The organism is Streptomyces sp. WAC 06738 (genome assembly GCF_003945505.1).
GTDB lineage: Bacteria > Actinomycetota > Actinomycetes > Streptomycetales > Streptomycetaceae > Streptomyces.
Genome location: NZ_CP029618.1, coordinates 7,812,429 through 7,826,317, shown reverse-complemented (window position 1 = coordinate 7,826,317; position 13,889 = coordinate 7,812,429). Strand labels below are relative to the sequence as shown.

The window sequence follows — 13,889 nt, the reverse complement described above, 5'->3', positions numbered from 1 at the left end:
TCAACGGCTTCGCGCCGGTCGGCCCGGCTGGGACTGCTCGTCGGCGAACGCCGCTTCGAGCTCTTCGATCTGGTTCTGGGCGAGGTCGAGCAGGGGGAAGTCGGAGGGCGTATGCCCGCCGGCGTCCGGGTCCTCGGTGTGCGCGGCGAGCCCGGCCAGCAGCTCCAGCCAGGCGGCGCCGAGGCGTTCGGCGTCCGCGTCGGCAAGCAGCCCGCCGGCCCACGACAGGGTCACCGTCAGCGCCGGGCCCGCCGGCCCGTCCTGCACGACGGCGCCCGCCTCCAGCGCGTGCGCCACGGGCATGCCGGCGGCGGCGGAGCCGCCGACCGCGGTCTCGCCGGCCGGCTGCCAGGCGCGTACGGGACCCGCGGGGCCGGCGGCGGGGAAGCGGCCGAGGTAGTTGAAGCCGATCTGCGGCTGCGGCAGCGCCGCCATCGCCTCCGCCGTCTCGGGGTTGAGGTGGCGCAGCAGCTCGTGGCCGAGGCCGTCGCCGGGGATCTCCTGCGCCTGTTCCTTGACGGACTTCAGCAGCTCGCCGGCCGCGGCGCCCCCGGCCCGTACGCCGTCGAGGTCGATGCCCGAGATCCGCAGCCGCAGCGGGTGCACGCCGGTGAACCAGCCCACCGTCCGCGTGAGATCGAGGCCGCCGACCGGCTCGCGGCCGTGCCCCTCGATGTCCACGAGCACGCCGTCGTACGCGCCCGGCCGCCACCCCGCGACCGCCCCGGCGAGCGTGGCGAGCAGCACCTCGTGGACGCCGCAGTGGAACACCCCCGGCGTACGGCCGGCGAGCGTGGCGGCCTGGTCCGCGGGCACGGTCCAGGAGCGGTTGCGCAGCGTGGGGGCGGTGTCGACCGCCGGGTCGAGCGGCCGGTGGCCCAGCGGCGGCTCGGGCTCCCCGAGCAGCGCCGTCCACTGCGCCAGCTCCGCCCGCCGCCGCTCGCTCGCGGCCTCGGCCACGAGGGTGCGGGCCCAGCGGCGGAACGACACCGGGACCGGGTCGAGCACGGGCTCCTCCCCCGCGGCGGCGGCCTCGCACGCGGCCCGGAGGTCGGGCAGCAGGATCCGCCAGGACACCCCGTCGACCACCAGGTGGTGCACGGCGAGTACCACCCGCCCGACCCGGCCGGGGCCGGCGTCCAGCCAGACCGCCTGCACCATCACGCCCGCCGCCGGGTCCAGCCGCGCGACCGCCTCGCGGGCCACGCCGCTCGCCGCCTCGTCGAGACCGTCGTCGGGCACGCCCGCGGCGTCGATACGGGTCACCCGTCCCGCCGCGTCGTACGTACCGCGCTCGGCGACGACGAGCCGGGGAGCCGCCGCGTCGGACAGGTCGGTGCGGGCCCGGAGCATGTCGTGCGTGTCGAGCAGCGCCCCGAGCCCTGTGGCCAGCACGTCCGCCGTGAGGTCCGCGGGGGAGCCGACGACGGTCCACTGCGCGAACCGCCCGCCCGCGACGCCCTCACCGAGCCGCCGCATGACCGGGGTCCACGGCACCTCCCCGGTGCCCACGTCCGCCACCGCCGCCGCACCGTCCGCCGCCTGCACGACCAGCGCCAGCCGCTCGGGAGTCTTCTCCTCGAAGACCTGCCGCGGCGTCAGCACGTACCCCGCGCGCCGGGCGCGGGAGGCGAGCTGCATCGACGTGATGGAGTCGCCGCCCAGCGCGAAGAAGCTGTCGTCGGGCCCGACCCGCTCCAGCGCCAGCACCTCGGCGAACAGCGCGCACAGCGCCGCCTCCGCCGCCGTACTCGGCTCGCGGTCGGAGACCAGCCCGGCGAAGTCGGGGGCGGGCAGCGCCCCGCGGTCCACCTTGCCGTGCGTGGTGAGCGGCATCCGCTCCAGCGGCACGACGGCGGCCGGCACCATGTACTCCGGCAGCCGCTCCCGCACGTACTCGCGCAGCACGGACGGCAGTTCACCGTCGTCGTACGGTCCCGAGGGGACGACGTACGCGACGAGCCTGCTCTCGCCGGGACGGTCCTGCCGGGCGGCGACCACGGCCTGGGCGACGTCCGGGTGCGCGCCGAGCGCGGCTTCGATCTCGCCCGGCTCGATGCGGTGGCCGCGCACCTTGACCTGCTCGTCGGCGCGGCCGGCGAAGACCAGTTCGCCCCCGCCCGTCCAGCGCGCCAGGTCGCCGGTGCGGTACATCCGCTCGCCGGGCGTGAACGGGCAGGCCACGAACCGCTCCGCGGTCGGCCCGGGACGGCCGCGGTAGCCGCGGGCCAGGCCGGGCCCGGCGACGTACAGCTCGCCGGTGACACCGGGCGCGACCGGCTGCAGGAAGGCGTCGAGGACGTACGCGCGGACGTTCGCCATCGGGGCGCCGATGGGCACGGGGTCGGTGCCGGGCGTCAGCGGTGCGCTCATCGTGGCGCAGACGGTGACCTCGGTGGGGCCGTACGCGTTGACCATCCGCCGCCCCGCAGACCAGCGGTCGACCAGCCCGGGCGGGCACGCCTCACCGGCGACGACGAGGGTTTCGAGGGTGTCCGGCAGCTCGTCGGCGACGGCGGGCACGCTCGGCGGGACCGTCACGTGGGTGGCACCGGCGGCGCGGAGGGCGTCGCCGAGGGAGACGTGCGGCGGCAGTCCACCGGCCGCGGGGACGACGAGCGCCGCACCCGACAGCAGCGCCATGCACAGCTCGGAGACGGCGGCGTCGAAGCTCACCGACGCGAACTGCAGGACCCGGGACCGCGGGCCGACCGCGAAGCGGTCGATCTGTGCGCGGGCCAGATTGCCCAGGCCGCGGTGGGAGGCGACGACACCCTTGGGGGTGCCGGTGGAGCCGGAGGTGTAGATGACGTACGCGGCATGATCGGCCGTCAGCGGACCCCGCCGCTCCTCCGCCCGCAGCACCCCACCCGGATACGCGGCCACCTCGGCCGCCACCGCCGGATCATCCAGCACCACCGGCCGCACGTTCTCCGGCAGCACGTCCCGCGTCGCCGCCGTGCACAAGACCACCACCGGACCGGCATCCCCCAGCACGAACGCCAGCCGCTCGGCCGGATAGCCGGGATCCACCGGCACGAACACACCCCCGGCCAACGACACCGCAAGCAACGCCTCGACCAGCACCACCGACCGCTCCACCACCACCGCCACCCGAACCTCAGGCCCCACGCCGGCCGCCGCGAGATACCGGCCCAGCCTCCCCGCACGATCCCCCAGCTCCCCGTACGACAGCGACTCCCCGCCGGCCACCAGCGCCACCGCCTCCGGCGACCGCCCCACCTGAGCGGAGAACAGCTCGGGCAGTGGTGCGGCCGGGAGCGGGGCCGCGGTGCGGTTCCACTCACCGGTCACCAGCGCGCGGCTCGCCTCCGTCACGGCGGCCACGCGCCCTACGGGAGCGGCGGGGTCGGCCACCAGTTGCGCCAGCACGTGCTCGAAGGAGGCGAGGATGTCCTCCGCGCGGTCGCGGTCGAAGACGTCGGGGCGGTAGATGAAGTCGCCCTGGATGCGCTCGCCGGGGACGGCGATCAGCGTCAGCGGGTAGTGGCCGGTGTCCTCGGTGACGCCTGCGGGGCGGATGGTCAGCGCCTCGGGGTCGGGCGGACCGGCGGGCGGTGCCGGGTAGTTCTCGAAGACCACGAGCGTGTCGAACGTACCGCCCGGGCCCGCCGCCTTCTGCACCTCCTGGAGCCCGATGTGCTGGTGCGCCATGAGCGCCACCTGCCGCTCCTGAAGCCCGGCCAGCATGTCGGCCACCGGCTGCGCGCCGTCGAGCCGGACGCGCACCGGCAGGGTGTTGAGAAACAGCCCGATGATCGACTCCACGCCCGGCAGCTCGGGCGGACGGCCCGCGGCGGTGGCGCCGAACACCACGTCGTCCCGGCCCGCGAGCCGCGCCAGCACCAGCGCCCACGCGCCCTGCACCACGGTGTTCACGGTCACCCCGTGCGCCCGGGCCAGCTCCGCCACGCCCGCCGACAGCTCCGCGCCGAACTCGTAGCGCACCCGCTCCGGCAGCACCGGCGCCCGCACCGACTCCGCCGGCACGACGAGCGTCGGTTCGTCGGCCCCGGCCAGCTCCGCGCGCCACGCCTCCCGCGCCGCGTCCTCGTCCTGGCGGGCGAGCCACCCGAGGTAGTCGGCGTACGAGGCGACGGCCGGCAACCGGCTCCCGTCGCCCGCCGCGGCGTACGCGGCGGAGACCTCGCCGATCAGCAGGGGCAGCGACCAGCCGTCCATGACGATGTGGTGGTTGCCGACCAGGAGCTGGTGCCGGTCCTCGCCGAGACGCACCAGCAGGAACCGCAGCGGCGGCGCGGTGGTGAGGTCGAACCGCTCGGCCCGGTCCTCCTCCGTCAGCCGCCGCAGCTCGCGCGCCGCGTCGGCCTCGTCGAGTCCGGAGAGATCGGCTTCGCGCCAGGGCAGCGGCACGTCGCGGGCGATGACCTGCACCGCTTCGCCCGACGCGAGCCGGTGGAAGCTCGCGCGGAGGATGGGGTGCCGGTCGAGGACCGTCGTCCAGGCGGCGCGGAGCCGGTCGGCGTCCAGCGGGCCGTCGAGCGCGAGGGCGCGGCGGCCCTCGTAGACGTCAGGTCCCGCATCGTCGAAGTCGGCGTGGAACAGCAGCCCTTGCTGGAGCGGCGACAGCGGCCACACGTCCGCCAGCGCGGGCACGGCCGTCTCCAGTTCCGCCACGGCGTCCTGCGTGAGGGCGAGGAGCGGGAAGTCGGAGGGGGTGTGCCCGCCCGCGGCCGGGTGCGCGGCGTGGGTGGCGAGACCGGCGATCATGCGCAGCCAGGTGGCGCCCAGGCGGTCGGCGTCCGCGTCGTCCAGCAGCCCGCTCGCCCAGGAGAGCGTCAGTGTCAACTCCGGTCCGTCGGGCCCGTCCTGGACGACGGCCCCGGCCTCCAGCGCGTGCGCCACCGGCATGTCGGGGGCGACGGAGCCGCCGAGGGCGGTGTCGCCGGCGGGCTGCCAGGCGCGTACGGACGAAGCCGGCGCGGGGGCGGGGAAGCGGCCGAGGTAGTTGAAGCCGATCTGCGGGCGCGGCAGGGTGGCCATGGCATCGGCGGTCTCGGGGTTGAGATGCCGCAGCAGGTCGTGCCCGAGGCCGTCGCCGGGGATCGCCCGGACCTGCTCCTTCACGGACTTCAGCAGGCTGCCGGCGGTGGCGCCTCCGGCAAGGGCGTCGTCGAGGCGTACGCCGGAGGCGTCGACGCGCACCGGGTGGGAGCTGGTGAACCAGCCCACCGTGCGCGACAGATCCACGTCCCCTTCCGACTCCCGGCCGTGCCCTTCGATGTCGACGAGCACGCCGTGGTCCGTCGTGTCGGGGCGCCAGTGGACGACGGCCCCGGCGAGGGTCGCCAGCAGCACTTCGTGCACCCCGGTGTGGAACGCGGCCGGGACCCGCCCGGCGACGAGGGCGGCCTGGGCGGCGGGCACGGTCCACTCCCGGCGGCGCTGAGTCGCGGCGGTGTCGGTGGCGGGGTCGAGGGGGCGGTGGCCGAGGGGTGGTTCGGGGGTGGCGAGGAGGTCGGTCCAGGGCTGGAGTTCGTCGGTGCGGTGCCTGCTCGCGGCCTGGGTGACGAGTGCGTGTGCCCAGTGCCGGAAGGGGGTGGGGACGGGGTCGAGGGCGGGCTGCCGGTTGTCGGCTAGCGCGGTGCATGCGGATTGAAGGTCGGGGAGGAGAATGCGCCAGGACATGCCGTCCACCACGAGGTGATGAAAAACCAGGACCAGCCGTCCGACCCGCGACGGACCGGCATCCAGCCAGACGACGTGCACCATCGCCCCGTCGGCGGGGGCGAGTCGCGCGACGGCGGCACGGGCTTCGCGGGCGGCGAGCGCGTCGAGGTCGGTGGTGCCGGCGGCGTCGATACGGGTGACGAGCCGGACCGGGTCGACAGTGCCGCGTTCCGGGACGACCAGGCGGGGGTTCGCCGGATCCGAGACATCGGCGCGGGCCCGGAGCATGGCGTGCGTGTCGAGCAGGGCAGCGAGGCCGCCGGTCAGCACGGGGCGGGTGAGAGACGCGGGTGCGCCGACGACCATCCACTGAGCGAAGTCGGCGTCCGCCGCCCGTACGCCCTGCGCCCGCATCGCCGGCGTCCACGGCACCTCGCCGGTGTCCCGGGCGCGGGCGGGTGCGGGGAGAGCGGTCCGGGGGGCACCGGCGACGGCGGCGAGCCGTTCGGGGGTCCGCTGCTCGAAGACCTGCCGCGGGGTGAGCACGAGCCCTTCACTGCGGGCGCGGGAGGCGAGTTGCATGGAGGTGATGGAGTCACCGCCGAGAGCGAAGAAGTCGTCGTCCGCGCCGACCCGCTGGAGCGACAGGACGTCGGCGAAGAGGGCGCACAGCGTCTCCTCGGTCGCACCTACAGGCGCGCGACCGCTCGCCCGCTCCGCGAGGTCGGGCGCGGGGAGCGCGGCGCGGTCGGTCTTGCCGTTGGGGGTGAGGGGCAGCGCGTCGAGCACGACGACGGCCGCGGGGATCATGTGTTCGGGCAGCCGGGTGGCGGTGAACTCCCTTACGGCGTCGGTGTCGACACCGCCGACCACGTAGGCCACGAGGCGCTTGTCGCCGGGGCGGTCTTCGCGTACGACAACCGCGGAGTGCGACACGTCGGGATGAGCGGTGAGAACAGCTTCGATCTCACCGGGCTCGATACGGAACCCTCGGATCTTGACCTGCTCATCGGCGCGACCCGCGAAGTGCAGCAGCCCGTCGTCGGACCACCGGGCCAGGTCACCTGAACGGTACATGCGCGCACCGGGCTCGAAGGGGCAGGCGACGAAGCGTTCGGCGGTCAGCCCGCCGCGGCCGATATAGCCGCGAGCCAAGCCGGGACCCGCGATGTACAACTCGCCCACGACACCTGGGGGTACGGGCCGGAGGAAGTCGTCCAGCACGTAGGTGCGGGCGTTGCCGATCGGGCGCCCGATGGGCGGAGGCGCGTCGTGCGGCTCGATGTCCGCGTCCAGTGGGGTGGCGGTGGTGATGACGGTGGCCTCAGTCGGGCCATACGTGTTCCACACCCGCGCCTGGCCGGTCCAGCGGGACGCCAGGTCGGCGGTGAGCAGTTCGGCGCCCAGCACCCAGTTCCGCACGCCCGTGACCGCGGCCGGGTCGAGGACGCTCATGAGGGACGGCACCACACTCGCCACCGACACATCTCCGCTACGGATCATCTCCGCCAATGCCGCTGGCTCTTCGCGCTCCTCGCTCGACGCGATCGCCAGCGTGCCGCCCGCCGCCAGGGTGACCGCGACATCCAAGACGGCGGCGTCGAAGCTGAACGACGCGAACTGCAGCGCCGTCACGTCCTCCGCCATCCCCAGGACCGGACGCATCGCCTCGGCGAGATTCGCCGGGCCCTCATGCGGAACCGCCACGCCCTTCGGGCGACCCGTCGATCCGGAGGTATAGATCACGTATGCGAGCTGTCCTGGCCGCAGCGTCGTGCCCAACGGCTCTGCCGACTCGGCCTCAACCTCCCCCGCGGCCTCATCCAGCCGCACCGCACCCTCGGGCGCCAGCTCTCCCGTGCTCAGCACCACCTGCGCCCCGCTGTCGGAGGCCATGAACGCCAGCCGCTCCGCCGGATAGGCGGGGTCGAGCGGCACGTACGCGCCCCCGGCCTTCCACACCGCGAGCACCCCGGCGACCATCCCGACCCCGCGCGGCAGACACAGCCCCACCCGCGACTCCCGGCCCACCCCGAGCCGCCGCAAATACCGCGCCAGCCGATTCGCCCACGCATCCAACTCCCCGTACGACAACTCCTCCGCCCCGCACCGCACAGCAACCGTCTCCGGGACCCGCCGCGCCCGCGCCTCGAACCGGTCCAGCACCGAACCCGACGGCACCGCCAACTCCGTGGCGTTCCACCCCGACACCACCGCCGCGCGCTCGCGAGCGTCCAGTACGTCCACGTCCCCGACCCGCACCTCCGGGTCCGCCACCACCCGCTCCAGCACCCGCACCAACCGCCGCGCCAGCCCCTCCGCCTCGTCCGCCCCGAACAGATCCGGGCGATACGTCACCCGCACGTGCAGCCGGTCCGCCGGTACCACACCGATGGCCAGCGGGTAGTGTGTGCCCGCCATGCTGCGTACCTGGGTGATGCGGATGGTGTCGTCCGCGGGTCCGGTACCGGGAAGCTCCAGGTCGTTCCGCGGGTAGTTCTCGAACATCAGCATCGTGTCGAAGGTGGCGCCGGGCCCCGTAAGTTCCTGGATCTCCTGGAGGCCGAGGTGCTGGTGGCCCATCAGGGCCGACTGCCGCCGCTGCACGTCCGCCAGCAGATCCACCACCCGCTGCCCGCCGTCCAACCGCACCCGCACCGGCAACGTGTTGATGAAGAGACCCACCATCGCCTCGACACCCGGCAACTCCGCCGGACGACCCGCCACCGTCGCGCCGAACACCACGTCCGAACGGCGCGCCAGCCGCGCCAGCACCAAGGCCCACGCCCCCTGCACCACCGTGTTGACCGTCAGCCCCCGCTCACGCGCCCACGCGCCCAGGGCAGCCGTCGTCTCGTCCGTGAGCCCGACAAGGCACTCCTCCGGCACGACGGGTTCGCGTCCCGGGTCGGTGGGCACGACCAGCGTCGGCTCGTCCACTCCCGCCAGCTCCGCCCGCCACGCCTCCCGCGCCGCCTCCTTGTCCTGCCGGCCCAGCCAGGCCAGGTAGTCGCCGTACGAGGCGGCGGGTGTGCGACCTGGGTCGGTGCCCCCGGCCGCGTACACCTCGGAGACCTCGTTGAAGACGACCGGCATCGACCAGCCGTCGGCCAGGATGTGGTGGCTGGTGATGACCATGCGGTGCGCGCGGTCGCCGAGGCGGATCAGCAGGAACCGCAGCAGCGGCGCCCGCCCCAGGTCCATCGGCTGTCGCAGTTCCTCCGCCGCCAGCCGTGCCACCTCTTCCGACACCACGCCGGTGTCGGTCCCCGACAGGTCCACACTTCGCCAGGGCAGCGGCACGTCGCGCTCGACGACCTGCACCGCCTCCCCCGACGCGGCGAGCCGGTGGAAGCTCGCGCGCAGCGCGGTGTGGCGGGCGAGGACGGTCTCCCAGGCGGCGCGCAGCCGCCGGGTGTCCAGGGGCCCGTCGAGGGCCAGGACGCGCTGGCTCTTGTAGACGTCGGGACTGTCGTCGTCGTAGGTGGCGTGGAAGAGCATGCCTTCCTGGAGGGGTGACAGCGGCCAGATGTCCGCGGGCGCGGGCACGGCCGCTTCGAGTTCCTCGACGGCCTCCTGGGTGAGGGTGAGGAGCGGGAAGTCGGAGGGGGTGTGCCCGCCGGCCGCCGGGTCCTCGGTGTGCGCGGCGAGGCCGGCGAGCAGCTCCAGCCAGGCGGCGCCCAGGCGTTCGGCGTCCGCGTCGGCCAGCAGCCCGCCCGCCCACGAGAGGGTGATGGTCAGTTCGGGCCCGGCCGCCGTGTCGCGGACCGTGGCACTCGCCTCCAGGGCGTGGGCCAGGGGCAGGCCGGGGTCGGCGGAGCCGCCGACTGCGGTGTCGCCGGCGAGTTGCCAGGCGCCGACCGGTCCCGAGGGACCCCCTGCCGCGAAGCGGCCGAGGTAGTTGAAGCCGATCTGCGGCTGCGGCAGCGCCGCCATCGCCTCTGCCGTCCCGGAGTTGAGGTAGCGCAGCAGTTCGTAGCCCAGGCCGTCCCCGGGGACGGCGCGCGCCTGCTCCTTCACGGCCTTCAGCAGCGCGCCCGCCGCCGCGCCGCCGGCCCGTACGCCGTCGAGATCGATGCCCGAGACCGAAGCCCGCACGGGCCGGGCGCTGGTGAACCAGCCCACCGTACGCGCCAGATCGGCGTCCCCGACCGGTTCGCGCCCGTGCCCCTCGATGTCCACGAGCACTTCGCCGTACGCGCCCGGCCGCCACCCCGCGACCGCCCCCGCCAGCGTGGCGAGCAGCACCTCGTGGACGCCGGTGTGGAAGGCGACCGGCGTGTGGCCCGTCAGCGTCTGGGCCTGTCCGGCGGGCACGGTCCAGGTGCGTGAGCGCAGGGTCGCCGCGGTGTCGCGCGCCGGGTCGAGCGCGCGTGTGCCGAGCGGCGGCTCGGGCGCGCCGAGCAGCGCGGCCCAAGCGGCGGCCTCCGCCGTCCGCTCCGGCTGCCCGGCCTGCGCCGTCAGCTCCCGCGACCAGCGCCGGAACGACGTCCCCACCGGCTCCAGCTCCGGCTTCCGCCCCTCCCCCGCCGCCTCGCACGCGGCCCGCAGATCCGGCAGCAGAATCCGCCACGACACCCCATCGACGACCAGGTGATGGATCACGAGCACGATCCGCCCGATCCGGGCGGGCCCCGCATCCAGCCAGACAACCTGGACCATGATCCCGGCCGCCGGATCGAGCCGCCCGGCCGCGGCGCGGGCTTCGCGCTCCACGAGCGCGTCGAGACCGCCGCCTTCGGTGTCGTCGAGGTCGTCCGCGTCCGACGCGTCGATACGGGTCACGAGGGCGGCCGGGTCGACCGAGCCGCGCTTGCCGACCGTCAGCCGCGGGTGCGCCGCGTCGGCCAGGTCGGTACGGGCCCTGAGCATGTCGTGCGCGTCGAGCACCGCGCCCAGCCCGCCGGTCAGCGCCGCGAGCCCCAGGCCCGCCGGTGCACCCGCGACCGTCCACTGCGCGAACCCGGGCGCGGCGGCCCGTACGCCGAGCCGCCGCATGACCGGCGTCCACGGCACGTCGCCCACGCCGTCGTCCCGTATGGCGGACCGGCGCCGTGCAGATCCTGCGACCAGGGCGAGGCGCTCGGGGGTCTTCTCCTCGAAGACCTGCCGCGGCGTCAGCACGCACCCCGCGCGCCGGGCGCGGGAGGCGAGCTGCATCGAGGTGATGGAGTCACCGCCCAGCGCGAAGAAGTCGTCGTCCGCGCCGACCCGCTCCAGCCCCAGCACCTCGGCGAACAGCGCGCACAGCGCCTCCTCCGCCGCGCCCGCGGGCGCCCGGCCGGTCGCGCGCCCGGCGAAGCCGGGGGCGGGCAGCGCCGCCCAGTCGACCTTGCCGTTGACCGTCAGCGGCAGCTCGTCCAGGACCACCACCGCGGCCGGGACCATGTACTCCGGCAGTACGGCGGCGACGTGCCCGCGCAGTTGCTCCGCCTCGACGGGCCGGCCGTCCGGTACGACGTAGCCGATGAGCCGCTTCTCACCAGGACGGTCCTCGCGCGCGACGACCACCGCCTGCGCGACGTCCTCGTGGACGGCGAGGACGGACTCGACCTCGCCCAGCTCCACCCGGTAGCCGCGGATCTTCACCTGCTCGTCGGCGCGGCCCGCGAAGTGCAGCAGTCCTTCGTCCGTCCAGCGCGCGAGGTCCCCGGTGCGGTACATCCGCCCGCCCGGGTCGAACGGGCAGGGCACGAACCGCTCGGCGGTCAGGGCCGCGCGCCCCAGGTAGCCGCGGGCGAGGCCGGGCCCGGCGACGTACAGCTCGCCGACGACGCCCGGGGGCACCGGCTGCAGGAACGCGTCCAGCACGTACACCCGCCTGTTGGCCATCGGCCGGCCGATGGGCAGCACGGCGCCCGCCGTGTCGCCGGGGCGCAGGGCGTGCCACGTCGCGCAGAGCGTGATCTCCGTGGGCCCGTACAGATGCCGTACGGAGAGGCCGGGGCACGCCTCGCGGACGCGCGCGACCGCCGCGGCCGACACCACGTCGCCGCCGGTGAGCACTTCGCGCAGGCCGGTGAAGCACTCCGGGGACTCCTCGGCGAGCACCCGGAACAGCCCGGCGGTGACGTGCAGTCTGCTCACGCCCGCACCGGCCACGGCCCGGCGCACCCGTTCCGCGTCCACCACGCCCGGCTCGGCGATCACGACCCGGCCGCCCGCGGCGAGGGGCACCCACACTTCGTACAGCGAGATGTCGAACGCGTGCGGCGCGTGCATCAGCACCGCCTCGCCCGGACCCGCCTCCCAGCCGCTCTCGCCGGCCAGCACCGCGACGGCGCAGTGCGGCACGGCCACACCCTTGGGCGTCCCCGTCGAGCCGGAGGTGTACATCACGTATGCCACGTCGGCGGCGCCCACGGGCACGGGGGCGGCGGAGGGGCGGTCGGCGAGGGCGGCCGCCGTCGGCGGGTCGTCGAGGACGACGAGCACCGCGGCGGCGTCACCGGGCACCGCCGCCCGCGTCTCCCGGGTGCACACCACGGCCGCGGGGGCGGAGTCTGCCAGCAGGAACGCGACCCGCTCCGCGGGATAGCCGGGGTCCACCGGCACATAGGCGGCGCCTGCCTTCCACACGCCGAGCAGCACCACCGGCAGGTCCGCCGACCGCTCCATGACGACCGCGACCCGGTCCCCACGGCGCACCCCGGCGGCCGTCAGATGCGCCGCCAACCGCGCGGAGGCGGCGTCCAGTTCCCCGTACGACAAGGTCCGCGGACCGTCGGTCACGGCGGGCGCGTCCGGCGACCGTACGGCGTGGGCGGCGAACAGCTCCGGCACGGAGGCCGCGGGCAGCGGCGCCCCCGTGGCGTTCCACTCCCCCACCACGCGCGCCCGGTCCGCGGCGGCGATCATGTCGATCCGGCCCACGGGCGCCGCCGGATCCGCGGCGATCTGCTCCAGCACCCGCACCAGCCGCTCGAAGACGGTCCGTGCCGCAGCGCGGTCGAACAGGTCCGGGCGGTAGTCGAGCTTGAAGCTCATCTGCTCGCCGGGGGCGGCGACGAGCGTCAGCGGGTAGTGCGCCGCCTCCTGGCCGCCGGCCATGCGCAGGGCGAACATGCCGGGGTCGGGGGCCCCGTCAGGCGGCAGGGGGTAGTTCTCGTAGACGACGATCGTGTCGAAGACACCGCCGGATCCGGAAATCCGCTGCACCTCGGGCAGGCCCAGATGCTGGTGTGCGACGAGCGCGGACTGCCGGTCCTGGAGGGCGGCGAGCATGTCGGCCACCGGCTGCGCGCCGTCGAGACGGACGCGCACCGGCAGGGTGTTGATGAACAGGCCGACCATCGACTCGACGCCCGGCAGCTCCGGCGGCCGGCCGGATGCGGTGGCGCCGAACACCACATCCGTACGCCCCGCGAGCCGCGCCAGCACCATCGCCCACGCGCCCTGCACGACGGTGTTGAGCGTCAGCCCGCGGGTGCGCGCCAGCGCGACCAGGCCCACGTACAGCTCCTGCGGGATCTCGGCGATGAGGCTCTCCGGAGCCACGGGCAGCCGGCCGGGGTCGGCGGGTGCGACGAGGGTCGGCTCGTCGGCCCCCGCCAGCTCCGTGCGCCAGGCGGCCCGCGCGGCGTCCTTGTCCTGCCGCCGCAGCCACGCCAGGTACTCGCGGTACGACGTGACCGGAGGCAGCCCGCGCGCGTCACCGCCCGCCGCGTACACCGCGGACAGCTCGCCGAGCAGCACCGGCATCGACCAGCCGTCCATGAGCACGTGGTGGCTGGTGACGACCAGCCGGTGGCGCTCGGCGCCGAGCCGGACGAGAAGCAGCCGCAGCAGCGGCGCGGCGGCCGGGTCGAACCGCTCCGCCCGCGCGCGGGCCGCCAGCCGCCCGGCCTCGGCGAGCGCGTCCGCCTCCGGCCGGTCGGAGACGTCGGCCACCTCCCAGGGCAGCGTCACGTCCCGCGCGATCACCTGCACCGCCTCGCCCGACTTACGCCGCCGGAAGCTCGCGCGCAGCGCGGCGTGCCGCTGAAGCAGCGCCTCCCACGACGCCCGCAGCCGCTCCGGGTCCACGGGGCCTACCAGCTCCAGCAGCCGCTGGCCCTGGTAGACGTCGGGGCCCTCCTCATCGAAGGCGGCGTGGAACAGCAGGCCCTCCTGCAGCGGCGACAGCGGCCACACGTCCTCGACGGCGGATCGGGTCATCGCTCTGTCTCTCCTCACGGCGGATCGCTGACTGCGGCTTGGGTCTGGGGTGTGGGGTCTGGGGCTTGCGGGTTCACGGG

At 75.2% G+C, this 13,889-nt stretch carries 1 protein-coding gene; it reads right to left on the bottom strand.

All coding sequences use genetic code 11. The annotated features are described in order from the left end of the window. Window positions 1–13,809 (bottom strand): non-ribosomal peptide synthetase, encoded by a 13,809-nt coding sequence (locus DMB38_RS33855; protein ID WP_125938384.1) that lies wholly within the window; start codon window positions 13,807–13,809, stop codon window positions 1–3. Between the last annotated feature and the right edge of the window lie 80 nt (window positions 13,810–13,889).

Bases quoted from the DNA above. Each gene is read 5' to 3' on its own strand.
- DMB38_RS33855 (WP_125938384.1), bottom strand. From the start codon at position 13,809: ATGACCCGATCCGCCGTCGAGGACGTGTGGCCGCTGTCGCCGCTGCAG.